The sequence below is a fragment of the Acidiferrobacter sp. SPIII_3 genome, assembly GCF_003184265.1.
Classification (GTDB): Bacteria; Pseudomonadota; Gammaproteobacteria; order Acidiferrobacterales; family Acidiferrobacteraceae; genus Acidiferrobacter.
Genome location: NZ_CP027663.1, coordinates 1017359 through 1041808 on the forward strand (window position 1 = coordinate 1017359; position 24450 = coordinate 1041808).

Annotated in this window: 21 protein-coding genes and 1 pseudogene; 16 read left to right on the forward strand and 6 right to left on the reverse strand. The window is 65.5% G+C overall.

Annotated features, from left to right (window positions below; genetic code table 11):
* Window positions 1-217 precede the first annotated feature (217 nt).
* Entirely contained in the window at window positions 218-847 is a 630-nt protein-coding gene (locus C4901_RS05315) for a TetR/AcrR family transcriptional regulator (protein WP_110136454.1), read from the forward strand.
* Between the two features lie 148 nt (window positions 848-995).
* Window positions 996-1223, forward strand: a complete 228-nt coding sequence (locus C4901_RS05320) for a hypothetical protein (protein WP_145960629.1) — start codon at window positions 996-998, stop codon at window positions 1221-1223.
* A gap of 280 nt (window positions 1224-1503) precedes the next feature.
* Here C4901_RS05320 and C4901_RS05325 read toward each other — a convergent pair whose 3' ends face one another.
* The 3 genes and pseudogenes from C4901_RS05325 to C4901_RS05335 all read right to left on the reverse strand — a co-directional run bounded on the left by C4901_RS05325 (window position 1504) and on the right by C4901_RS05335 (window position 4452).
* The gene (locus C4901_RS05325; protein ID WP_110135574.1) at window positions 1504-1698 is read right to left on the reverse strand and encodes a Druantia anti-phage system protein DruA; all 195 of its coding nucleotides are present in this window, start codon (window positions 1696-1698) and stop codon (window positions 1504-1506) included.
* A 54-nt stretch (window positions 1699-1752) separates the two neighbouring features.
* Window positions 1753-3104, reverse strand: a pseudogene (locus C4901_RS05330) (ISNCY family transposase).
* A 250-nt stretch (window positions 3105-3354) separates the two neighbouring features.
* Window positions 3355-4452, reverse strand: a complete 1098-nt coding sequence (locus tag C4901_RS05335; RefSeq protein WP_110136456.1) for an IS110 family transposase — start codon at window positions 4450-4452, stop codon at window positions 3355-3357.
* A gap of 93 nt (window positions 4453-4545) precedes the next feature.
* On the opposite strand from C4901_RS05335, the gene C4901_RS05340 reads away from it, so the two are divergent.
* The gene (locus tag C4901_RS05340; protein ID WP_110136457.1) at window positions 4546-5193 is read left to right on the forward strand and encodes an MBL fold metallo-hydrolase; all 648 of its coding nucleotides are present in this window, start codon (window positions 4546-4548) and stop codon (window positions 5191-5193) included.
* A 15-nt stretch (window positions 5194-5208) separates the two neighbouring features.
* Here the strand turns inward: C4901_RS05340 and C4901_RS05345 are convergent, their stop codons facing one another.
* Complete coding sequence (locus C4901_RS05345; protein ID WP_110136458.1) at window positions 5209-6507, reverse strand: cytosine permease; 1299 nt, start codon at window positions 6505-6507, stop codon at window positions 5209-5211.
* 409 nt (window positions 6508-6916) lie between these two features.
* On the opposite strand from C4901_RS05345, the gene C4901_RS05350 reads away from it, so the two are divergent.
* Complete coding sequence (locus C4901_RS05350) at window positions 6917-8080, forward strand: alkene reductase (RefSeq protein WP_110136459.1); 1164 nt, start codon at window positions 6917-6919, stop codon at window positions 8078-8080.
* A gap of 36 nt (window positions 8081-8116) precedes the next feature.
* Here C4901_RS05350 and C4901_RS05355 read toward each other — a convergent pair whose 3' ends face one another.
* Both C4901_RS05355 and gloA read right to left on the reverse strand, forming a co-directional pair.
* Window positions 8117-8626 carry a glutathione peroxidase gene (locus C4901_RS05355; RefSeq protein ID WP_110136460.1) on the reverse strand — a complete coding sequence of 170 codons (510 nt, stop codon included), beginning with the start codon at window positions 8624-8626 and terminating at the stop codon, window positions 8117-8119.
* Window positions 8623-9021, reverse strand: a complete 399-nt coding sequence (gloA, locus tag C4901_RS05360) for a lactoylglutathione lyase (RefSeq protein ID WP_240611830.1) — start codon at window positions 9019-9021, stop codon at window positions 8623-8625. Before gloA ends, C4901_RS05355 begins: the two co-directional genes overlap by 4 nt.
* 841 nt (window positions 9022-9862) lie before the next feature.
* Here gloA and C4901_RS05365 point away from each other — a divergent pair.
* The 12 genes from C4901_RS05365 (at window position 9863) to C4901_RS05420 (ending at window position 24318) form a co-directional block, all read left to right on the forward strand.
* Entirely contained in the window at window positions 9863-11146 is a 1284-nt protein-coding gene (locus C4901_RS05365) for an Nramp family divalent metal transporter (protein ID WP_110136462.1), read from the forward strand.
* A 148-nt stretch (window positions 11147-11294) separates the two neighbouring features.
* Window positions 11295-12236: a 4-hydroxy-3-methylbut-2-enyl diphosphate reductase gene (gene ispH, locus C4901_RS05370; protein ID WP_110136463.1), complete on the forward strand. Its 942-nt coding sequence runs from the start codon at window positions 11295-11297 to the stop codon at window positions 12234-12236.
* Between the two features lie 29 nt (window positions 12237-12265).
* Complete coding sequence (gene hpnH, locus C4901_RS05375) at window positions 12266-13375, forward strand: adenosyl-hopene transferase HpnH (RefSeq protein ID WP_110136464.1); 1110 nt, start codon at window positions 12266-12268, stop codon at window positions 13373-13375.
* Window positions 13376-13390: 15 nt separating this feature from the next.
* Window positions 13391-14515 carry a glycosyltransferase gene (locus C4901_RS05380; protein ID WP_110136465.1) on the forward strand — a complete coding sequence of 375 codons (1125 nt, stop codon included), beginning with the start codon at window positions 13391-13393 and terminating at the stop codon, window positions 14513-14515.
* Window positions 14516-14556: 41 nt separating this feature from the next.
* A complete protein-coding gene (locus tag C4901_RS05385; protein WP_110136466.1) occupies window positions 14557-15195 on the forward strand; it encodes an ABC transporter substrate-binding protein in 639 nt (212 codons plus the stop codon).
* A gap of 55 nt (window positions 15196-15250) precedes the next feature.
* Window positions 15251-16084: a VacJ family lipoprotein gene (locus C4901_RS05390; RefSeq protein ID WP_168185561.1), complete on the forward strand. Its 834-nt coding sequence runs from the start codon at window positions 15251-15253 to the stop codon at window positions 16082-16084.
* Window positions 16085-16100: 16 nt separating this feature from the next.
* Window positions 16101-17108: a hopanoid-associated sugar epimerase gene (gene hpnA, locus C4901_RS05395; RefSeq protein ID WP_110136468.1), complete on the forward strand. Its 1008-nt coding sequence runs from the start codon at window positions 16101-16103 to the stop codon at window positions 17106-17108.
* A complete protein-coding gene (gene hpnI / locus C4901_RS05400) occupies window positions 17108-18235 on the forward strand; it encodes a bacteriohopanetetrol glucosamine biosynthesis glycosyltransferase HpnI (protein ID WP_110136469.1) in 1128 nt (375 codons plus the stop codon). Before hpnA ends, hpnI begins: the two co-directional genes overlap by 1 nt.
* A gap of 5 nt (window positions 18236-18240) precedes the next feature.
* Window positions 18241-19659 (forward strand): hopanoid biosynthesis associated radical SAM protein HpnJ, encoded by a 1419-nt coding sequence (gene hpnJ, locus C4901_RS05405; RefSeq protein WP_110136470.1) that lies wholly within the window; start codon window positions 18241-18243, stop codon window positions 19657-19659.
* The gene (hpnK, locus tag C4901_RS05410) at window positions 19660-20514 is read left to right on the forward strand and encodes a hopanoid biosynthesis-associated protein HpnK (RefSeq protein WP_110136471.1); all 855 of its coding nucleotides are present in this window, start codon (window positions 19660-19662) and stop codon (window positions 20512-20514) included.
* 15 nt (window positions 20515-20529) lie between these two features.
* Window positions 20530-23196 carry an MMPL family transporter gene (locus C4901_RS05415; RefSeq protein WP_110136472.1) on the forward strand — a complete coding sequence of 889 codons (2667 nt, stop codon included), beginning with the start codon at window positions 20530-20532 and terminating at the stop codon, window positions 23194-23196.
* A gap of 78 nt (window positions 23197-23274) precedes the next feature.
* On the forward strand, window positions 23275-24318 hold the full coding sequence (locus tag C4901_RS05420; RefSeq protein ID WP_110136473.1) for a lysylphosphatidylglycerol synthase domain-containing protein: 1044 nt from the start codon (window positions 23275-23277) through the stop codon (window positions 24316-24318).
* The last annotated feature ends 132 nt before the right edge of the window (window positions 24319-24450 follow it).

The window sequence follows — 24450 nt, forward strand, 5'->3', positions numbered from 1 at the left end:
GCCCACCCGTCAGTCCGGTGGCGCCGCTGATTCAATCGGCGGTGCTCGCCCGTGGCGCGCCGCCCGATGCCAGCATGCACCGTTACGGGGCACGTGACCAGCGGTCGATGTCCACGCCCGCCCGCTTCACGCGCGCCATGCGAGCGGCACGCCGAGCGGACCCGCGGCGGCCAGGCACACCGTTGACAGGGAGGTTAACGATCGATAACCTTGCGCCATGAGTGATGATGCCGATATCGGCTTTCTCGTGGCCCCGGATGAGGCGCCTTCGAAACGCGAGATCGTGCGCGTGGCCCTGCGGCTCTTCGTGCGCGACGGGCTCGCCGCCGCGAGCCTCCGTGACATCGCGGCGGCGAGCGGCTACAGCAGCACCGTGCTCTATAAGTTCTTCGAGAGCAAGGACGCCCTGGCGCGTTATCTCTTCGAGCGTTGCTATGGATTGCTGGTGACCCGTCTGGGTGCGGCGATCAGGCCGGGGTGCGACTTTCGCGGCAACCTGCGCTCACTGATCGAGGCCGCGGGGCGGCTTTTGGCGACCCAGCCCGCGGCTGTGCTCTATACGAGCGAACAGGCGCGCCTCATGTGGCCCGGCGTGCCCGAACGCTTGCGCCGGCATTCGATCGTGCGTCTTTTGACGGAGCTCTTTCAGCAGGGGGTGGGCGAGGGCGTGATCGCCGATGCCCGGGAGATCCCCTATCTCATCGCCGCTCTCGTGGGGTCCTTCAGTCAATATGCCAAGCTGCGCCACTTCGGTGAGTTCACCGGGGCGCCCGAAGAGGACGTGGCGGCCCTCGGGCGAATCGTCGAACGGATGATCGCAAGGGCGGGGACGGACGATGTCGGCTGAGGGCGCGATGCGCGAGGCCGCACAGCTGACGCAAGGCCCCCGCCACGGCCTGATGGGCGACCTAAAAAAATTTGCCCGTGTCGTAAACGACTGTTCACCATGAGTGCCGGCGGGGCCGCCCGCGGTCGCGATGCAGGAGGGAGATCCCATGAAGATTCACATCCATCCCATCAGTACGGGCCGTGTGCGCATCAAGGAGGCCCAGAGGGCGCGCAGACCGGGAGGGCCTTTGCGCGTCATGGGGGATCGCGACTGGAGCGATTGGTTGCCCATCCATGTGTGGCTCATAGACCATCCGGAGGGGCCCATCCTGGTTGATACCGGGGAGACCTGCGGGGCCGGTCGCGCGGGGTATTTCCCGCGCTGGCATCCCTGATATGTTTTGACCTGTCAACTAGCGGCATGGTTTTCTTCTATCTTTTCTCTCCTTGGATTCGTAAGTCCTTGAGTCAAGGCACGAGCGGCTGTTAACGACGGTCGATCACTCTGATATACGCGGGTTGGGTACCGCCTGACTTCGCTTCGTCGTGGAGCTGCCTCGCTCTATCATCGAGGGTCGCAGGTGTGTGTCTGCGCCTCATAGGGAGATCGAGGATTCTCCAGCAATTCTCAATGTGAACTGGCTCCGCCTCGAATGGGGGCGTCCGCTTAAGAATTTACGGGGCTTGCAGGAGCCTTTGTCGGGCATCGGGCACCAGCGGGTAGACCAGGACGCGCTTGGGGCTTGCCCCATGGCGTTCGTGATGGCGATCCTCACGGCCGCGGCCCGTGGTGAGACCGACGTCGATCCAGTGGGCCGCGCGGTAGCAGTGGCCCGTAAAGCGTGTGGGATCAACAAAGGTCTCAGCCAAAAGGGGGCGGACGCCGTAGGCGGTTTGCCAATCGAATGGGTTCCATGGCGGCCCTCAACTGCTGTCGGGCGCGTCGATGTCGAGACCCCGCAGCATGAAGTCGAGCAAGGCCTCGAAACTGTCGAAACACATAAAAGTTGTGAGCGCCCGAATGCTGTCGAAAAAGCTTTTGCGGGTGGGGAGGGTCGCGCGCAACACGCGGTATTTTTGGTTGGTTATTTCCTGGAAAGTGTGCAGCAGGAAGGCCAGCAGGTTGAAGGTGCACAGCAGCGAGGAGAGATACTTCTTGCCGTGCCCAAAATTGTGTTCAAGATGGTACCCCTTGGTCTTCAGAACATTGTTGTTGCCATTCTCGATCCTCCAGCGCGCGCGGCCCGCTTCAGCGACTTTCGCGACATGAGCTTTATCGAGTGCATGCTGGGTGATCCAGGCGTTCTGGTATGTCTGCTTGCCCGCGGCGTCTTGGGTGGTCAACTCCAGCCAATTGACCGCTAGGGCATCGTCGCCCTCGCGCAAGGGAACGTGGTTGACGAAACGATAGGTGTCAGTCCAGGCTTTCTTGCCCTTGCGGCGCAGGACCTGGTGAGTCTGTATAGCCCCCTGGGCGGTGAGATCTTTGATCGATTCGGTGAGCGTGACGTGGGAGCTCGGCTTGCACACGAAAAGGAAATGGAGTCCCAGGCCCAAGACGGTTTCGCACATCGGCTGGCGGCTATACAAGTCGTCGCCCAGAATCGTCGCGTTGAGCGCTTTGATGCGGGCACCATGGGCGGTAAGCCACCGCTTGGCTGCCGCCGTTTCACAATCCTGCTTGTCGTGACCGTCCTGGGGGGTCACGAATTCCGGCGCCAGCGCGATGACCTGGTTGCGTTCGGGAGACACCACGACCGGTGTAACCACCGTGTGCTGATAGCTGACCTCGCCCTTCCTGTGTTCGATCTTCGTGCACTGCCGGCAATGGACGGTATGAGAATGGTGATAGCTTGTCCCGTCTAGGGCGATCAGCAGCTGGCCGGCACCGTTCTGGGATGAGGAGAGAGAAACGCGAAAAGGGTCAATATGGCCGCCCGCGTTCAGTGCCTCGAATGTCTGTTCGAATAGGGGGTGACATGACTGGGCGCCACCGGGTCCAGCAGGTTGCGGATGCAGTTGTCAGTCGGGATCAGGTTCATGCCAAAGAGCGTGTGCGCGTTGCTCTGGCCTTTGGTCTGTTTCATCGTCCTCTGATAGGCTAGAAACGAAGGGCTTTGCATAGTGAACACGGCAAAGGCCGCCAAGGCCGCGTCTTCCATGGCGTAGACGCAGTTCTTTCCCGTCCGCTTGTCCGGGAACCGCTGCATCAACTCCCTGAGGGAGGCCACTAATCCCTTAAAATCAAGGGGGCTCCCAACTAACGGAAAAGCCAAGCTCTGCTCGCTGAATATTATGACCCAGCGCTTTATACCGTGAACCGTAACTTTTGTCCAGCCCCCGGACATACCGGTTCATGGCCGTGACCCGGTATTGATAATCATTCCTACATTTAGAACTGCTGAGGATTCTCCCACCGGCCTCTCATGCCTTGATCCAAAGACTCACTTTTCCTGGTTATGGTTCAATAGATGATTTCACGATCACTCGAAATATTATATTCGCGGCATGTTACCGAGCCTCCGCCTAGACGGTGCACGCGATGGCCCACAGGAAGCCCGTGAGCTCGCGGGCGATGGCCGTGCACACCTGCACCTTGATCTTGCCAGCCCGGAGCAGGTGCTGATAGCGGCCACAGAGGCGCTTCTGGGCCTTCCAGGCGATGGCCTGCACGGGATCGCTGGTGTCCCCAGCCCTTCGCTGCAAGTGGGCGGTCTTGCGGGCCGGGAAGCGGTAGCACCAGGCGGCCTCGGTCAGGACCCGCCGGACGTGCCCGTTGCCGGTCTTCGTGATGCCACCGCGGCGGGTGGTGGCGCCGCTGGAGGATTCGCTCGGGACGAGCCCGAGATACGCCATTAATTGGCGGGGCGATGTGAATCGGGTGAGATCGCCGATCTCGGCCACCACGGTGAGCGCCGTGATGAGCGACACCCCGCGCAGCGCCATGAGCGCGCGCACCACGGGCGCGAGCGAGAAGGTGTCCAGGACCCGCACCATTTCCTCTTCCAGCGCCGCCACCCGACCGGCGAGATGGGCCACGATGTCCACGTATTCCTGGAAGACGATCTGCTGGGACGGGGCCTCGAACGTGAGGGTCATGAGCCACTCACCATGGGCCTTCGTCCACTTCGTCTTGCCCGCGGCATAGAGGCGGCCATGGCGCAGGAGGAAGGCCGACAGACGCTGCTTGGCCTGGCGCTCCAGGGCCTTGGTGTCTTCGCGGGCGCGGGTGAGATCGCGCACCGCCTCTTGCTCCGGGCCCGGGACCCACACGGCGGTGAGCTCGCCGGCGCGATGCAAGCGGGCGAGCGATTCGCTGTCCCGGCGGTCGGTCTTCACCCGATCCCCGGGTTTTACGGGAATCAGCGAGGGCGCCACCACCACGCAGTCGTGGCCCAGATGGGTCAGCTGGCGATAGATCCCATAACCGCACGGACCGGCCTCATAGCAGAACGACAGGACCTCCCCCTGGGGGCTCAGTTTCTTCACGAGCTTGGCTACCGCCTCCGGGGTGTTGGCGATCTCCCCGTAATAGCGGGGCTTACTCTGGCCGGCCTCGGCGATGGCCACCGCGATCGTGTCTTTATGTGTATCCAGCCCCACGTACTTGCTAAACTTTGTCATGACCTGCCGCTAAACTTTGTCATGACCTGCCCCCCTCAATGGTGGCTCTGAGTTGATGGTGGTTTACCCGGCCGTAAGCTTAACCCACGTCGCTTGAGGCCGGGCAGGTCAATACATGATGTCTATTACCGGCGCTCGGTCGCGTTCGCGATCACCCCCGACGAGGAGTTGCGCCCGGCGCTCGCGCGGCTTGGCGTGCGCATCCAGGATGTGCGAACCGTGCTGCTCACCCATCTGCATACCGATCATGCCGGGGGGCTTGGCCACCTCGCGCACAGTGCCGTGTGGGTATCGGCGTCCGAGTGGCGCCTGGCGCGCGGGTGGGGCGGGGCGCTGCGCGGTTATGTGACGCACCATTGGCCGGAGGGCCTGGCGCCGCGCTTCTACGACTTTTCCGGTCCGCCGCTCGGACCGTTTGCGCGCACCTGCGTCATCACCAAGGCGCGTGACGTCGTGGTGGTTCCGACCCCCGGGCACACGCCCGGACATGTCTCGGTGATCGTGCGCATCGATGATGTCCGCTATTTTTTGGCGGGCGATGCCAGTTACACCGAGGCGGCGCTTCGCGTGAGGGTCGCCGATGGCGTGACCTTCTTTCCGCGCGCCGCGGTGCGCACCCTGGATCGCATTGCCGCCTACGCGCGCACCGAGCCCACGGTCTATCTGCCCACCCACGACCCGCGATCGGTGGCGCGTCTGCGCGCGGCCGAGATCCTGGTGGCAGACGGCGGGTCGCCGTGATCCGCCACCCCGTTCCTAGGATTTCACGGGTTGCGGCTGGCGGCGCGCGGCGATGCGCGCATCCAGTATCGAGGTCGCGAGAAAGCCGGCCGCGAAGGTTATGAGGGCAAGCGGTGCCGTGGCGTCGGTGTGTGTAAGCAGGACCGTGCCGCCCGCCATCCAGCCGATGATCGTACCGATCCATGGCGCGTACGGGGTGCGATCCGCGAGCTCGGTTGCGCTGCCGCGTTTGAGCACGGCGCGGTAACGCGCGATCAAGGCCCCACCGATCGGCGGGACCGCGAAACCGATCACCTGCAGCCAGTCGAGAAGGTATTTCCACACGCCGCTTGCGGCCAGCGCCACGCCGAGGAGTCCCAGCCAGAGCGCCGTGGCGCGATAGCGCAGGCGCATGAGCTTGGCGGCCCCGACGGTGCTGTTGTAGAGGCAGTGGGTGGCATTCGATCCCTGGTTGATCACCGCCACGGCGACCGCAAAGGCCGCGGGCAGGCCGCCGAATGCGAGGAGGTAGCCTACGGGGTTACCATTCTGGAAGGGATGAAGATAAGAGGCGTGGGCCGCGCGCAGCAATCCGGTGAAAAGTTCGCCCGCGCCCATGGCCAGCCCAAAGCCGAGCGGAAAGCCGCAAGCGCTCCCGATCCACGAGGCGGCGCGGGTCTTGGCCCAACGGTTGAAGTCCGGCGCCAAGGTGCCGGAGTCGGCGAACGCCGCGAGCACCGCTGACAGGGCCGGCCAAAAGCCCATGGTGGGGACAGGCCACGCCGATGGTGCCGCCGCCGCGGTGTGGAGCGCAAGGTGCACGAATCCATACAGGAGGAGCGCGGCATAGACAGGCACCGCCGACAGCGACAGGCGGCTCAAGCCGACGATGCCGGTGGCGGTGATGGCCACATAGAGGACCCCGAGGACCGCGGCGGTGACCGGGTAGGGGATGTGGTAGGCCGACGCCAGGATCTCGGCGGGCATCGCGGTGTTGATCGCAAACCATCCGAGGACCAGCGTTGACAGGAGGCCGGAGACGATACGGTAACCGCGCGGCCCGTAAACGCCCTGCGCGATCTGCGCGAAGCTTTGACCGGAACGCCATCCCCATTCACCAAGCGTCCCGACATAGGCGAACATGGCGAGGCTGCCGACGAGGGTGGCCAGGATCGCGTTGCGCAGGCCCGCGGTCAACGCCAGGACCGACCCGGTCATGGTGATGGCCAGAATGAAGGGGAAGCCCATCCAGGTGATCGCCAGGCGCCCGGCACTCAGGCGTTCACGGTCCGAGACCGCGTCTTGTGTATGTTCCTTATGGCGTACATCCGGCATGGGCGTATCCCTCGGGAAGAGGACCCGCCGCCGTCCCTGACGGTCGGGTCCCGAGCACCGAAGCAATATCCGCGCCAGGGTCGTGATCGGCCGGCGCTACGTGGCCTGCGGGATTGGCGGGCGAGGCGCGGCCGCCGTGCACCATGGGGTGGCGTGGCCACCGGGACGCGGGCGTTTTGGGTGCAGGGCCGCGCTTCGTGGCATCCCCGGTATCCGCCCATGCCGGCCCCGGCCCATACCCCGCCCAATCCCCGGCGGCGGGTTAGGGCCGGGTTGCCCCCCGGCCCAAAGGTCTTGGCGGATGGGCGGGTCGGGTGGCATCATGAGCACTCTTCCCCGAGATGCAAAAGGACGACCGTAACAGCGCGTTCGCATCCGTTTCGCCTATCATGAACAAGGGGGTAAGTGCATGGATCAGGAGACCGACAGACCTCGGCCGGGGGCTGGAGCCGAGGGTCGCCCGGGGCGCGAGGCGCCGAGCTTGTTTTCGCCGCTTAAGGTCGGCGAGTTAGGTCTGCGCAATCGCATCGTGATGGCGCCGCTTACCCGCAATCGCGCCGGTCCCGGGTTCGTCCCACGTGACCTGAATGTCGAGTACTACCGCCAGCGGGCGAGCGCGGGTCTGATCATAAGCGAGGCCACGCAGATCGCGCCCGAGGGTCTGGGTTATCCCGACACCCCCGGGATTTACACCGATGAACAGGTGGCCGGATGGCGACGGGTGACCGACGCCGTGCATGCCGAAGGCGGCCAGATGGTGCTGCAACTCTGGCATGTCGGACGGATCTCGCACCCGTCGCTCCAGCCCGGGCGGCAATTGCCGGTCGCGCCAAGCGCGATCAAACCCGCGGGGCAGGCCGCGACCTATGAGGGGCCGCAGGAGTTCGTGACGCCGCGGGCGCTGACGACAGAGGAGTTACCGCGCATCCGCGACCAGTACCGCGAGGCCGCGCGCAAGGCACGGGCGGCGGGCTTTGACGGGGTGGAGGTCCATAACGCCAACGGTTATCTCCTGGATCAATTTCTGCGCGACGGCCCGAATCGGCGCACCGACATCTATGGCGGATCGCTGGAAAATCGCCTGCGCTTCCCGCTCCAGGTCCTGGAGGCGGTGCTCGAGGTGTGGCCGGCCGGCCGGGTGGGGATACGCCTGTCGCCGAGCGGGACCATGAACGATATGCACGATTCGGACCCCAAGGCGACGTTTAGCGCCATGGTCAAGGCCCTCGAGCCCTATGGGCTTGCCTATATCCATATCATGGAGGCCCTCGAGGCCGACATCCGTCATGGCGGAGTGCGGCTTCCCATCGGCTATTTCCGGTCGTTCTACAAGGGCATCCTGATGGTCAATGGCGAATACGATGGGCCCAAGGCCCAGGCGGTCGTGGCCTCCGGTGACGCCGATCTGGTGTCGTTTGGCCGCTTGTTCCTGGCCAACCCCGATCTGCCGGCGCGGTTGCGGGACGGAAGGCCTTTGAACACCCCGGACCCGCGGACCTTCTACGGCGGCGGGGCCGAGGGCTACACGGATTACCCGACGTGGGCGCCGCGGACCGATGGCCCGTGGGCGTGAGGGGATGTGCCTCCCGGCCGCTGCCGGAAAGGGCGCTCACGGCGATCTCAGGGCGCGCTCCAGGGGACGCACCAGGGCCTCGGGGCGGGTGCGCGGGGCGTAACGCCCGAGCACCTGGCCGCCACGATCCACGAGGAACTTGGTGAAGTTCCACTTGATGGCGCGCGTGCCGAGCAGGCCGGGGGCGCGTGCGCTCAGCCACTGAAAGAGCGGGTCGGCGTGCGCGCCGTTGACCTCGATCTTGGCGAACACCGGAAACGTGACATCGTAGTGTTGTCGGCAGAAGGCCTGGATCTCGGCATCGGCCGCCGGCTCCTGGCCCCCGAACTGGTTGCACGGAAAGCCCAGGACGACGAGGCCCTGCTCGCGGTAACGCCGGTAGAGCCGCTCGAGCCCCGCGTATTGCGGTGTGAATCCGCAGCCGCTGGCCACGTTGACGATGAGCAGCACGTGGCCGCGGTAGGCGCCCAGATCCTGCATGCCGCCTTCGGCGGTCCGCACCCGTTGATCATAAAGCGGGAGGACGGCCGGGGCGGGCGCGCTCATGCGCGTCGCGGTCCGTGCCGTTCGATGAATTCGATCTTGTAACCGTCCGGGTCCTCGACGAAGGCAATGACTGTCGTTCCATGCTTCATAGGCCCCGCCGGGCGCGTGACGCGGCCCCCGGCGGTGGCGACTTGCGCGCACGCCGCGGTCGCGTCCTCGACCTCGATCGCGACATGCCCAAAGCCCGTGCCCAATTCGTAGCCCACGGTGTCCCAATTATGGGTGAGTTCGAGGACCGCGGTATCGCGTTCGTCACCGTAGCCGACAAACGCCAGCGTGAAGCGTCCGTCGGGGTAGTCGGTGCGCCGCAGGACGCGCATGCCGAGCGCGTTTTCGTAGAAGCGCAGGGACCGGTCGAGATCCGCGACTCGTATCATGGTGTGGGCTATTCGCATCGTCGATCCTCGAGGATTCTGTGGGGTTTGCGGCCCTCGGTCATGGCCGGTCCGTTGCCAGGGTACGGCTGGGGCGGCGATCGCCCCCGGCGGGGCGCGGGATGGATCCTCGCCGACCGCTCTACGGGCCATGACGCGCGCATGCTGCACCCTACCGATATGTGGGCCGAAGTACAAGATTGATTGACGGACATGCGCGGCTAATGCGTTTCGAGCGTCCGGTGGCTGAGTTTGGTCATCCACGGGGAGTCTGAAGATAAGGCGGGTACGGAAGCGGAGCGCGCATTATCTGGGCCACGGATTGTGCGGGTCGGGGGGCTTGCGGCCTATCGCGAGGCGGCGCAGGCGCGTGATCTTTCCCGGGGCGAAGACGGCATGGATGGGCGCGCGATCCAAAGACGAGGGACGCGCCTGGCAGGTCGCGCGTTTTCCCGGTCATCGACGGTCGGGTCAATCGTGGCATCCCTGTCGGTACGAAAGCGGGCGGCAGCGATCCTCGGCGCGCGCCGGCATCGGTCGTAGAAGAGGCCGGTAATTCTCAGTGGGAAGCGATAGATCCGCTACCCGGTGACGGCGCAAGAATTCCCTATCCCTGGGTGTGTCGGCGGCGGATGTTGGGCGCATGTTGGGCGTCTGTCTGTCGGCCTACGCGCATGGGACGGGATGCTCATGGTCGGTGTCCCATTGAGAATGGCGGCTGTGAACCGCCAGACCCATTCATCCTGACAGGACCGATCCCGGCGCGGCGATCGGTGGGCCGCGTCGCGATTCGCGGCCCGGCCAGGGCCCAGGCCCTAATGGTCGCTGGCGGCCGCCGGCCCCGGCCTTTAGGCTCTCTCTCATGACGGACGATCCGGCACGAAAGGGTGGGGTCAGGCGGCGCATGGGCCTGCGGGATCTGGGTCCTGGGCTCCTGACCGGGGTTGCGGACGATGACCCGAGCAATATCGCCACGTACTCCCAGGTCGGCGCGCGTTTTGGCTACCAGATGATCTGGACGCTGTGGGTGTTTTACCCGCTGGTGGCCGTCATCCAGCAGGTGAGCGCGGAGATGGCGCGGGCTACGGGCAAGGGGCTGGCCGCCAATCTGCGCGATCATTATCCGCCGTGGGTCGGCTACTCCCTGGTGGCCACCCTGCTCGTCGCCAACGTCATCAATATCGGCGCGGATCTCATGGCGATGGGGGGCGCGGCGCGTTTGTTGTTCGGTGGCCTGCGGCTTTCCTATGCGGCCGGTTTTCTGGTCATCATCGTGACCCTCGAGGCCTTGGTGCGTTACGAGCGCTATGCGCGGGTGCTGGAGGTCTTGTCCTTGGCCCTGCTCGCCTATGTCGCGACGGCGTTCTCGGTACGTGTCGACTGGCACCAGGCGCTTTTGGGGTTTCTGCCGACGCTCATGCCCGGTCATCACTACGCAACCGCCCTGGTGGCGATCGCCGGGACCACCATTAGTCCCTATCTGCTGTTTTGGCAGGCCGGCCAGGAGGCCGAGATCACGCAACGGGATGCCACCAAGGCCCCCCTGATCGCAAGGCCCGCTCAGGCGCCCCGCGAGTTGCGCCGCATCCGCTTCGACACCTATATCGGCATGGCGCTCTCGCAGATCGTGGCGTTTTTCATCATCGTCACCGCCGCCGCGACCCTTGGCGCCCATGGCATCGTGCGTGTCGACACCGCCAGCGCCGCGGCCCAGGCCTTGGCACCTCTGGCCGGGCCGTGGACCTCGGCGGTGTTTGCCGCGGGGCTCGTGGCCACGGGGCTATTGGCGATCCCGGCCATGGCCGCCGCATGCGCCTATGCCCTGGCCGGCATGTTGCGCTGGCCGCAAGGCCTGGGGGCGCCGATCCACGCGGCGCCGCGCTTCTATCTGGTTCTTGTGTTGGTGTGCACGGCCGGCCTTGGTATCGTGCTGTTGCCGTTCAACTCCATGCGCGCGCTCTATTTGAGCGCCGCGCTGAATGGACTGGTCGCAGTCCCGCTTCTCGCCTTCATGATGATCCTTGCCCGACGGCGCAGTGTGATGGGTCGTTTCGTCATCACTACAGGTTCGCTCATAGTCGGATGGGCAGCTACATTGGTCATGGCCGCCGCCGCGCTCGTGCTGGTGGATAGCTGGATCAGCTGAGGCCCTGCCATTGTGTCCGGTGCCCCGCGCCACTACCCTGGTTCGTCGTTCAGTAGCATGCTAAGGTATTGGGATCAGGGCGGCTTGGGTCGCCTAGGTCTGGACGCAACTGAAGAGAAGACCACCAGAAATGGAATCGAGATCCGAAATGGATGTGGTGTTGGCCCAGCCGCGTGGATTCTGTGCCGGCGTCGTGCGGGCCATAGAGATCGTGGAGCGGGCCCTGGAGGTATACGGTCCGCCCGTGTACGTGCTTCACGAGATCGTTCACAATCAGCATGTGGTCGAGGACCTGAAGGCCCGTGGGGCGGTATTCGTGGAGCGCCTGGACGAGGTCCCCGAGGGTGCGCCGACCATTTTCAGTGCCCATGGCGTCGCCACCGCCCTGGTTGACGAGGCCGCCGACCGGCGCCTCGATGTACTCGATGCAACCTGCCCGTTGGTGACCAAGGTTCATTATCAAGCCCAGCGTTACAGTGTTCAGGGTTATGCGGTGATCATCATCGGTCACCCCGGGCATCCCGAGGTGGAGGGGACCCGGGGCCGTATTCCGGGGCCTGTGTATGTCGTCTCCGACGTCGACGATGTCGCGCGTCTGGCGGTGGCAGACGAGACCCGGCTTGCCTATGTGACCCAGACCACCTTGAGCGTGGACGACACCAAGGATGTGATCGCGGCCTTGCGCGCGCGCTTTATGCATATCCAGGGACCGGATCTGAGCGGGATCTGTTACGCGACGCAGAACCGCCAGAATGCGGTGCGCAAGCTGGCCGGCAAGGTTGATGTGTTGCTCGTGGTCGGCGCGCGCAACAGCTCGAACTCGAATCGCCTGCGCGAAGTGGGCGAGCAGCCCGGGACGCGCGCCTATCTCGTGCAGGATGCGAGCGAACTCGATCAGGCCTGGTTCCAGGGACCGTTACGGGTCGGGATCACAGCCGGCGCCTCGACCCCCGAGATCCTGGTGCGGGGCGTGTTGGAGAGGCTTGGGGATTTTGGCGTGGTGCAGGTCACGGAGTTGCCGGCCGAGCCCGAGACGACGACGTTTCGCCTGCCGGTTGCTTTACTGAAGAAGGCCCGCAGCCCCCTCTAGGAACGGGTCCACGGAGTAGGAGAAGTGTTATGCAAGTGCCCATAAGACAACAGTGGCGCATCGGACGTTATATCCTCGGGCAGAAATTGCGGGGCAACAAGCACTATCCGCTGGTTCTGATGCTCGAGCCCTTGTTCCGCTGCAACCTGGAGTGCGCCGGTTGCGGCAAGATCGAGTACCCAGACGAGATACTGGACAGACGCCTGAGCGTCGATGAGTGTCTGCAGGCGGTCGATGAATGCGGTGCGCCGGTGGTATCCATCCCCGGCGGCGAGCCCCTCATCCATAAGGATATGCCGGCGATCGTCGCCGGTATCGTGGCGCGCAAGAAGTTTGTCTATCTGTGCACGAATGCCCTGTTGCTGGCGCGCAAGATCGAGGACTACACGCCATCGCCCTATCTCACGTTCTCCATCCACCTGGACGGGCTGCGCGAACGGCACGACCAGTCGGTATGCCGCGAGGGGGTCTTCGACAAGGCCGTGGAGGCCATCAAGCTCGCCCGTGACCGCGGTTTCCGCGTGACCGTCAACTGCACCTTGTTTCAGGACGAGGACCCGTCCGAGGTCGCCGACTTCTTCGATTTCGTGGCGGGTCTAGGCGTGGAGGGTGTCACGGTATCGCCCGGCTACAGCTACGAGCGCGCCCCGCGCCAGGATGTGTTCCTGCGTCGCGCCCAGAGCAAGATGTTGTTCCGGAAGGCATTTGCGCTCGGCCGCCAACGGCGCGCCAAGTGGCGTTTCAATCAGTCGAGCCTTTTTCTCGACTTCCTGGCCGGCAACCAGACCTATCAATGTACGCCGTGGAGCAATCCGACGCGCAACGTGTTCGGCTGGCAGAAGCCGTGCTATCTCTTGAGCGACGAGGGCTATGCGGCGAGCTTTGCCGAACTGATCGAGACCACCCCCTGGGACCGTTACGGTGTCGGGCGTCATCCCAAGTGCGACAATTGCATGGTCCATTGCGGCTATGAGGGTACGGCGGTCAATGACACCTTTGCACACCCCCTGAAGGCCCTCAAGGTCTACCTGGGAGGGCCGCGCGTCGATGGCCCGATGGCCCCCGACCCCGAGCCGTCCTGCCAGGATCCGGGCGTGGTGGTGACCGTGCAGCGGGCCTCGCCGAAGAGCGCCGGCTAACCGTCCGCGCCGGGGATGGTCTGGACCGACCTTGCGGCGGTCGCCGCCGGCGCGTGGTGTGCCCTGCTTTTGGTGCCATGGCAACCATGGCGGACCCGCGAGCGGCTCGAGGCGGACCCGACATCAGCTGCGCGGGTCGCGCTGGGTGATGTCACCGTGCTCATGCCGGCGCGTAACGAGGCACAGCTCATCGCGCGCTCGCTGGCGGCGCTTGCAAGTCAGGGCCCCGTAAAGACAATCCTCATCGACGACGGGTCGACCGATGGCACTGCGGACATCGCGCGGCATGCGGGACTGGCGGACCTTACCGTCATCCAGGCCCCGGCGCTCGCGCCGGGCTGGACCGGCAAGCTGTGGGCGCTGGAGCATGGGCGCCAGATGGTCACGACCCCTTACGTGCTGCTGCTCGATGCCGATATCGCGCTTAGCCCCGGTCTCGTGGCGACCCTGCTGGAGAAGGCCCGGGGCGAGCGTCTGGCGCTGGTGTCGCTGATGGCGGCCCCGGCCATGAGCGGTTTCTGGGACCGCTGGTGGATGCCGGTATTCATCTACTTCTTTAAGCTCCTCTACCCCTTTCGTCTGGCCAATCGGCCCACGGCGGGCATGGCCGCCGCCGCCGGCGGTTGCCTGCTCGTGACCCGCGAGGCCTTGGAGGGCGTCGGGGGTTTTGGCGCCCTGCAGGGTGCTGTCATCGACGATTGCACGCTCGCGGCGCTCGTGAAGAGACAGCGGAAGGGTGCCACATGGATCGGGCTTACGCATTCGGCGGTCATGCTGCGCGCCACCGACCTGCGGGGCTTCTGGCGCATGGTGGCGCGTACCGCCTTCACCCAGTTGCGCTACTCATATACCCTGCTTGCGGCATGTGCGGTGATCATGATGGTCGTGTTCGTGGCCCCGCTTGCGGCGATCGTCGGAGGTGGCGTGGCGGCGCGTGCCTTGGGTCTCGTGGCCTGGGGGCTCATGGGTGTGAGCTACGCGCCGACCGCGCGTTTTTATCGGCAATCCCCGTTGACGATGGCCGCCCTGCCGGCGGCCGGAGTCGCCTTTCTGCTTATGACCTTCACCTCGGCCCTGTGGTATGCTCGCGGCCTCCGGTCCCGATGGAAGGGTCGTGACTACCGGCGGGAATCGGCGTGACCGGCCGGACGAGACCTGCCGAAACGGCAAAAGGAGAGGCTATGACACGGCAAGAGACAGGGCGGCGGATGGCGGGCGTGTGGGTGGCGGTGGCGTGGCTTGCGACCGTCGGCGCCCCTGCTTATGCCGCACGGACGGGGCCGGCGGTGGCCGTGGTCCGTCATTTCCAGAATACCCTGATCGCGGTCATGAAGGCCGGCAAGCCCCTGGGGTTCAAGGGCCGCTACGGAAAACTCATGCCGGCCGTGCATAAGAGCCATGATGTGGCCTACATCGCCCAGCTGACCCTGGGGCCCTATTGGGGACGGCTTACGCCCGCCGAGCGGCAGGCCTTCGTACGGGCCTTTACCAAGCTTACGGTGGCCACCTACGCCGCGCAATTCCGGCGCTATTCCGGGCAGGCCTTCCGCCGCGTGACCTCGCAAGAGGTGGCGCAGGGCGATGTCCTGGTCGAGACCGAGCTTACGACCCACGGGCGTAAGGATGCCACGATCGACTATCTCGTGGCGCCCACCGGGGGGCGCTGGGAGATCGTCAATATCGTGGCCAATGGCGTGAGCGATCTGGCCTTGAAGCGTGCGCAATACACGGCCATCATTCGCAAAAAAGGCTTTCCGGCGCTGCTTGCGACATTGCGCGGCAAGGTGGCGCAACTGAGTCACGGCGCCCTCAAGGGCTAGGCAGGGGCAGGGGTGAGTGCGGCGTGGTTTCATGGCGGCTGATGCCCGATGTCGGGTGAGACGGGCGGTCGCGCGGGTCCTCGCTCTTGCTGGTCTCTTGCTGCTCGCGGGGTGCGCGACGACCGGCGGCCCGGACCCGCTCGCGCCCATGAATCGCCGCTTCTACGCCTTCAATAGCGCGACCGATCGCCTGATCATGAGCCCGGTGGCGCGCATGTACAAGACCGTAACCCCAAAGCCCCTACGCGCCTCGCTCACCAACTTTTTTCACAACGTGGCCTATCCGGATGTCATCGTGAACGACTTCCTGCAGGGGCGGCTTGGGCAGGGTGTCGACGATATCGGCCGTTTTGTCGTCAACAGCACCATAGGGCTCTTCGGTCTTTTTGATGTCGCGACCCCGCTCGGGCTCAAGGCCCATGTCGAGGATGCCGGACTCACCCTCGGGCGCTGGGGTGTGGGTCGGGGTCCCTACCTCGTGCTGCCGTTCGTGGGCCCCGACACCTTGCGCAACACCCCGAGCCTGGTGATGGGGATATTCACGAATGTCTTGTATTACGTCGGCGCGCCGGCGCTCACCGTGCCGCTCACGGTGTTCGATGTGATAAACGCGCGCGCCAACGCCAGCGCCTCGCTGCGCTATGTGCGTGAAAACGCCGTCGACAAATATGTCTTTACGCGCGATGCCTACCTCCAGCACCGGAACTACCTGCAAGACGGCGGGCACCTGCCATTGAAGGCGGTCGAGCAGATGATGATGCCGCCGGGGCCGGCCCCGGCGCCGGCCGATCCCCCGCCGCTTGCCGATCCTGCGCCCCGGTCACGGGTGGTGATGACGGTCCCCGGGCGGCCGGATGTCGCCATCCGCCCGCCGGTACCGGCCGGATAGCGGTCGAGGAGGGGTGATGAGGGCATTGGTGACAGGTGCGTCGGGTTTTGTCGGTTCGGCGGTGGCGCGCGCCCTGTTGGCCGCCGGGCATGAGGTGCGCGTCGTCGTGCGCAAGACTAGCGCCCTTTCCAATATCGCCGATCTATCGGTCGAACGTGTCGAGGGCGACCTGCTCGAGCCGGCCTCGCTATGCGGCATCATGGCCGGGTGCGACGCGTTGTTTCATGTGGCGGCCGACTACCGGTTGTGGGTCCCGGACCGGGAGGCCATGTTCCGGGCCAACGTCGAAGGCACGCGCGCGCTCATGGAGGAGGCCTTGACGGCCGGGGTGAAGCGCGTCGTCTACACCAGCAGCGTGGCGACCCTGGGGTCGGTACCGGGGGGTGTCGCCGACGAACAGACGCCGGTCCGCTATAGCGACATGATCGGCCCCTACAAGCAGTCGAAGTTTCGTGCCGAGGAGGAGGTGCACCGCCTGATCCGTCTCGGCTTGCCGGCGGTGATCGTGAACCCCTCGACGCCCGTGGGTCCGCGCGACATCAAGCCCACGCCCACCGGGCGCCTGGTGCGGGATGCGGCGCGCGGACACATCCCGGCGTACGTCGATACCGGCCTCAATATCGTGCATGTCGATGACGTGGCGCAAGGGCACCTGCTCGCCTACGCCCACGGTCGCATCGGCGAGCGCTACATCCTCGGCGGGGACAACCTGACGCTCGCGGCGATCCTGACACTCATCGCCGATATCGCCGGCCGCCGGCCGCCATCGTTGCGCCTGTCACGCCATTGGCTGTGGCCGGTGGCGCTGGCCTCGCAGGCCTACGCGCGCGCGCGCAAGTCGGCGACGCCGCTTGTCACCTGGGATGAGCTGCGCATGGCGTCCAAGTATATGTTCTTCGATTCCGCCAAGGCGCGGGCGGAGCTCGGCTATCACCCGCGCCCCGCCGAGGAGGCGCTGGCCGACGCCGTGGCGTGGTTTCTCGCGACCGGGCGCGCGCCCGGCAAGCCCGCGGACGTGGTGTGATGACCGGCTGGATCGTGATCGCAGCGCCGGTCGGAGCGATCCTCGGGCTTACGGTGCTGATCGCCCAGGTCCTGGCCCTGGGGGCATGGCCGGCACGGGAGCCTGCGCCCGCGTGCCTGCCGCCGATCTCGGTCTTGAAGCCCTTGTATCGCGAGGGCGCGGGCCTCTATGAATGCCTGCGATCGTTCTGCTGCCAGGACTACCCGGCCTATGAGATTGTATTCGGGGTGCAGGATGCCAAGGACCCGGCGATCGCGGTCGTGCACCGCCTGCAGGCGGAGTTTCCGGAGCGTGTCCTCACGCTTGTCATCGATCCCACGCGACGCGGTGGCAACGCCAAGATCGATAATCTGATGAATCTGATGGCGGCGGTGCATCACGATATCCTGGTGCTCGCGGATGCCGATATCCTCGTGGGCCCGGACTATCTGCGCCGCCTCGCCGGTCCGGTCCAGGACGCGCGCGTCGGTATCGTGACCTGCCTGTACCGGGGGTCTCCGACACCCGGGCCGTGGTCGCGTCTGGGCGCGCTTTTCATTCAGGATTGGTTCGTACCGCAGGTGTTGTTGGCCCATGCCCTCGGATCCACGGACTTCGCATTCGGGGCCACGATCGCGCTGCGCCGTCCGGTGCTGGTGGCCTGCGGCGGATTCGAGGCCTTGGGTTCACAGCTGGCCGATGATTATGTGCTCGGGGCCCGCACCCGGGCGCTCGGTTGGCGCACGGTCTTGTCGTCCTATTGCGTCGACACTGTGGTCTGCGAACCGCGTCTGCGCGATCTCGCCGCCCACCAACTGCGCTGGTTACGGACCATCCGCCTCATCAACCCGTGGGGTTATGCCTTTTCGGGTATCACCTTCGGTCTGCCGTTGGCGCTGATCGCGGCCGCGATCTCCGGGCGGGCATGGGTGTGGGGTCTTGCGTTTCTGGCCTTGATCGTGCGGCTCGTGCTACATTCACGCGCTTGCAGACGCCTGCAAGCGCCCCGGCGCTTCGGGCTCGTTCCCCTGGCGGATGTCTTGCTTTGCGGGCTGTGGGCCCTTGGGCTTACGGGGCGCAAGGTCAGGTGGCGTGGCGCGACCCTGGCTGTGGGTCACGATGGGAGCATTAAAGTGAATCGGGAGTAAGTGCAATGATGAAGACCCTTTTTCTGCATCCGCCGTCCTATGAGGGATTCGACGGCGGGGCCGGATCGCGGTACCAGGCCAAGCGCGAGGTGCGTTCCTTCTGGTACCCCACCTGGCTCGCGCAGCCTGCGGCCCTGGTGCCCGGCAGCAAATTGATCGATGCCCCGGCGGCCGGGTTCAGCCTCGAAGAGGTCTTGCCCATGGCGCAGGGTTACGAACTCGCGATCCTGCATACGAGTTCACCGTCGTTTGCTTACGACGTCCAGGTTGCCGAGGCCTTGAAGAAGACCTACCCGGACATGAAGATCGGTCTGGTCGGCGCCAAGGTGGCGGTGGCCCCCGAGGAATCCCTCACGGCCTCGCCGGCCATCGATTTCGTGGCGCGCGAGGACTTCGATTTCACGGTGAAGGAGGTCGCCGAGGGCCGTCCCTATGCGGAGATCGACGGACTCACCTTCCGCGATGAGAAGGGGACGGTGGTGCATACCCCGCATCGGCCGCCGATCGAGGATATGGATCAGCTGCCGTTCGTCACCGAGGTCTATAAGCGCGATCTGCGCGTCGAGGACTATTTCATCGGTTATCTGAAGCACCCCTACGTCTCCTTTTATACCGGACGGGGATGCAAGTCGCGCTGCACCTTCTGCTTGTGGCCGCAGACCGTGGGCGGCCACCGTTATCTCGTGCGCAGCGCCGAGCACGTCGTGGAAGAGGTCAAGCTCATCCAGCGGTATTTCCCGCAGGTGGCCGAGGTGTTCTTCGACGACGATACGTTCACCGACAATGCCCCGCGCGCCGAAGAGATCGCGCGTCGTCTCGGCAAGCTCGGCGTGACCTGGTCTTGCAACGCCAAGGCCAATGTGCGCTATGAGACCCTGAAGGTCATGCGCGACAATGGCCTGCGTCTGCTGCTCGTCGGCTACGAGTCGGGCAATCAAAAGATCCTGAACAACGTGAAGAAGGGCGTGCGCCTCGATATCGCCCGACAGTTTGCCAAGGATTGCCACAAGCTCGGCATCACCGTGCACGGCACCTTCATTCTCGGGCTCCCGGGAGAGACCCGCGAGACCATCGAGGAGACCATACGTTTCGCCAAGGATATCAACCCGCATACCATCCAGGTGTCGCTGGCGGCCCCTTATCCCGGGACCTTCCTGTATAAGCAGGCCATAGAGAACGGCTGGCTCCAGGAGGAAAACAGCAAGCACCTCGTCAATGACCGCGGCGTGCAGATGAGCGCCTTAAGCTACCCACACCTGAATCACACGGAGATCTACGATTCCGTGGAGTCGTTCTACAAGCAGTTCTATTTCCGGTCGGGAAAGGTCGCCGAGATGCTGGGGGAAATGGTCAAGAGCCCGCAGATGATGGGCCGGCGTCTGCGCGAAGGGGTCGAGTTCCTGCGGTTTTTCAGGCAGCGCTAAGTGTCGCGGGCGTCTCGCCGGCTGATCGTCACCGCCGACGATTTCGGGCTGTCGCCGGCGGTCAATGAGGCGGTCGAGCGCGCCGCACGCCAGGGGATCTTGACGTGCGCGAGCCTCATGGTCGGCGAGGACGCGGCGGGCGATGCCGTGGCGCGCGCGCGGCGTCTGCCTTCGTTGCGCGTGGGCCTGCATGTGGTGGTGGCGGACGGTCGCCCGGTGCTGCCCCCGGGGCGCATCCCCGCCTTGTGCGATCGCCACGGCCGCCTGGACGGCCGCCTAGTGCGTGCCGGAGTCCGGTTTTTCTTCCGGCCGTCGGTGGCGCGCCAATTGGAAGACGAGATCGCCGCGCAGTTTGCGGCGTTCGCCCGGACCGGCCTTCCCTTGGATCATGTCAATGCCCACAAGCATATGCATCTCCACCCGACGGTCCTTGGGTTGATCCTGAAGATCGGGCGACATTACGGGATGCGCGCGGTACGGCTCCCCTATGAACCGCCGGTGGCGGTGCGCTCCGCGGGCGGGGCATGGCGCTATGGCAAGACGATGGGCGTGGTTGGGCTATGGACGGGACTCATGCGCTGGCGGCTCGACCGCGCGGGCCTTGCGCATAATGACAGGGTCCTCGGGCTCTTGCAGTCCGGGAGTCTGGATGAGGCGACGGTTCTTGCGCTCCTGCGGCGGCTCCCGCCCGGGGTGACCGAGCTCTACTGTCATCCGGCGATCAGCGATGGGGCCGCGGCGCGCGCCCTGGGGTATCGGCAGGCCGATGAATTCGCCGCCCTGATGAGTGCCGAGGTGGCACGCGCCCTGCGGGAAGGCGGCGTCATGAAAGTCGCCTTCGGTGACCTCGCTTAAGGGAAGAGAGACGTCATGCGCGACAAGCGCCACTCAGGCAGCATTGACCGGCTCGATCGATGGTATTACGGGGCCCTCATCGGCTTGGCCGATTTCTCGCGCCGCCGGGCCTGGTGGGTGCTGGTGTTTGCGGTTGTGCTGAGCGTGGGCTCGCTCGCCTACACGATCACGCATTTTACCATCAGCACGGACATGAGCAAGATGCTGTCCCAGGATCTGCCGTTCGAGCGCGCCCAGCAGCGGTTCAACAAGGCCTTCCCGGGGCTTAGCAAGACCTTGCTTATTGTTGTCCACAGTGATTCGCAGACACTCTCGCGCCGGGGCGCCGAGCGCCTGACGCACTGGCTCAGGCGTCATGGCCGGGGCATCACGCAGGTGAGCCAGCCGGACGGCGGCCGGTTCTTTGCGCGCGAGGGGTTGTTGTATCTGTCGCAAAAGGCGCTCTGGCGCCTGTCCGACCGGCTGTCGCAGGCGCAACCGTTCATGGCGACGCTCGCCGCGCACCCGACCCTGCCACGCTTTACGGCGCTCCTCGACACCGCGCTCGCGCGCGCGCGTGCCCCGGGCGGGTCGCTGCCCGGTCTCGTGACGGTGCTCGACGGATGGCGCAAGACCCTGCGGGGTCAGGAGCAGGGTCGCTATGTGGTGATGCCTTGGGGGAGCCTCATGGGGGTCGCGGCCCCCGGCGGGGGCACGGTTGGCGACAGCTTCGTGGTGGCCAAGCCCCGTTACGACTACAAAGGGGGCGCGCCGGTGCGCACCGCCTTGCGGAGTATACGGGCCGGGGCCCGGGCCCTCGGACTCGATGCCGCGCATGGCGTCAGCGTCCGTATTACCGGATCGGCGGCGCTCGATAATGAACAGGTCAAGACCGTGTCGCAGAGCGCGGGTCTCGCCACCGGCCTGTCGCTCACCCTGGTGCTGGTCATGTTGGTCCTGGGCTTGCGCCGCCCGCGCTATGTCATCATCATCCTCGCGACCCTGTTCATGGGGTTGACCTGGACCGCGGCGTTCGCGCTTTTCGCCACCGGGCCCATGAACCTGATCTCGGTGGCCTTCGCGGTGCTGTTCGTGGGTCTCGGGGTCGATTTCGGGATCCAGTTTTGCATCCGCTATCAGGAGGAGGGCGCCCATGGCGACAACGGACAGGCGATCTCCGCTACCGCGCGTGGCGCCGGCAGCGCGTTGAGTCTCGCGGCCGTGGCCGCGGCCATCAGCTTCTATTCCTTCGTGCCGACGAGTTACGCCGGGATCGTCGATCTCGGCATCATTTCCGGCACCGGGATGTTCTTTGCGCTCATCGCCAATCTGACCGTGACCCCGGCGCTGCTCACGATTTTCGTCAATGGCCATGCGCAGGGGCGGCCACGTGGCCGTCTGCGCGGCCTGTTGGCGCGTATCCCGGTAGCGCGCCATCCGCGCGCGATCGTTGCCGGCGCCACGGTGATCGCCATCGGGCTCATCCCCATGATCCTTGCGAGCCGCTTCGATTTCGATCCCATGCATCTCCAGAATCCCCACAGCGAGGCGGTATCGACCTTCGAGTCCTTGCTCAAAAACAGCCGCATTTCGCCCTACCCCATCGATGTCTTGGAACCAAATCTCAAGGCCGCCCAGGCGATGGCCGCGCGCCTTGCGCGCCTGAAGACGGTGGGACGCGTGCTCACGGCCGCAAGTTTCGTCCCCAGCCATCAGCGCGCCAAGCTCGCCGTGATCGCGCAAATGGCCCTGATCGTGCCGCCGTTTTCAATCCACCCCCAGCGCGCGCGGCCGCCGTCGGCCGCCCGCATCCGCGCCTCCTTGGGCCGTCTGCGCCAAGGCCTGAAGGCCTTCGCCGCCGAGCGCGTCCATGGCCGCACGGTGCGTGCGGCGCGCGCCCTCGATGCCGCCCTGGGCTCGTATCTGGCGCGGTTCGGTCATGATCAGGCCGCCCTTCTGGTCTTGCAGCGGCGCGTCATCGGCACCCTGCCCTGGCAGCTTGCCAGCCTGCAAAAGGCGCTGAACGCGCGTCCCGTGACCCTGCAGAGCTTGCCCGCCTCCCTGCGCGCGCCATTCATCAGCGCCGACGGACGGGCGCGGGTCGAGGTCTTTTCCTCGCTCAATCTCAACCATAATCGCAATATCGTCCGATTTGCCCGGGATGTGGCGCGCGTGGCCCCGGACGCCGTGGGTCCGCCCGTGTTGCTTGTGCAGGGTGGCCGTGCGGTGGTCGACGCCTTCAAGGAGGCGACCGCGATCTCGTTTGTGTTGATCACCGTGGTCTTGCTGCTGACCTTGCGCAACCTGGCCGATGCCCTCACGATCCTGGCCCCGCTGGTATTGGCGGCCATGGCCGCGGTGGCGGTGATGTGGGTGCTTGGGATCTCGTTCAATCTCGCCAATATCATCGTGTTGCCGCTGCTCATCGGTCTGAGCGTGGCGTTTAGCATCTACCTCGTCGTGCGCTGGCGGCGCGGTGTCGGGACCGCGCTCCTGCTCGACACCAGTACCTCGGAGGCCGTGGTGTTCAGCGCACTCACGACCATGAGCTCGTTTGGGAGCCTTGCGGTGTCGTCCAATCCGGGGATGGCCGTCCTGGGGGAGACCTTGTTTATCGCCATGGGCGCGGCGCTCATTACGATTCTGTTGGTCCTGCCCGCGATCTTAAGCCTGCGTCAGGCCTCGCATGGGCAACAGGCCTGACGCCCGCCGCGCGCCCCCCCAACGGCCGTGGACGGCGGGGGTGTTGGGGGTCATGGCGGCCGGCGGGTCAGGCCTCGCATGGGCAACAGGCCTGACGCCCGCCGCGCGCCCCCCCAACGGCCGTGGACGGCGGGGGTGTTGGGGGTCATGGCGGCCGGCGGTATCGCGTTCACCGCGTGGCTTTTGGAGCGCTTGGGCTTTGCGCCGGTCATGGCGTTTCTGGCGCGCGCCGGCGTGGGCCTCCTGTGGCTTATCCCCTTGCGTTTCGCGGTGGCCGCGACTGAAGTCCGCGGATGGGGCGCATTGCTGGGAATCCGGCGGCGCATTCCCTGGCTGTTGCTGGTGTGGCTTGCCATGGTGCGTGATGCCGTCAACACCTTCCTTCCGGTGGCGCGGGTGGGGGGCGAACTCGTCGCCATCCGGCTCTTGCGTGTGCGCGGCGTGAATACCAGTACGGCCTCGGCGAGCGTGATCGTCGAGACCAGCGTGACACTCGCCCTGCAGATCGTCATTACGCTCTGCGGCATTGCCTTGATGTTCCCTCTGGCGGGCATCAAGGCGCCTTTGCCGGAGTTGTTGGCGGGTGTCGGGGCGGCGGTCGTCGTAGTGGCGGGGTTCGTGGCGGTTCAGGTGCGCATCGGCCTTGCGGAATTCGCGGACCGCACGCTCGGGCGCGCACTGCGCGCCATCGGCGGCCGGGGTCTGCCGCTCGTCCCCGGGCTCGACCGCAAGGTGATGAGCCTGTACCGGCACCGCGCGGTGTTGGCGCGCTGCGCGTTCTGGCAACTCGTGGGTTTTGCCGGTGGCGCGGCCGAGATCGCGCTCCTGGCGGCGCTGATGCACATCCCCTTGACCCTCACTCAGGTGTTCGTGTTCGAGGCCCTGATCCAGGCCGTCCATAGCGTGGCGTTCGTGGTTCCCGGGGCCCTCGGGGTCCAGGAAGGCGGCTTTGTCGGCTTGGCGGTGCTGCTCGGGGTCGCGCCCGATGCGGCGTTCAGTCTCGCGCTCGGACGCCGGTTGCGTCAGCTGGCCATCGGGTTTCCCGTGCTGCTCTCATGGCAATGGCATGAGTGGCGCCTGCGGCGCCTTTCGTCCGCGCATGTGGCGCCGACCAGCGGTTAGGGGCGCCAAGCGAGTTCAAGAAGGTTACACTTTATGTTAAGGTGCCGACCGCCAGCGCCGAGCGCGGTGGGCACGGCCCGCAGATCGACCAACCGATGACGCATCAGGGAAAAGGGACATGTCCGTATCGGC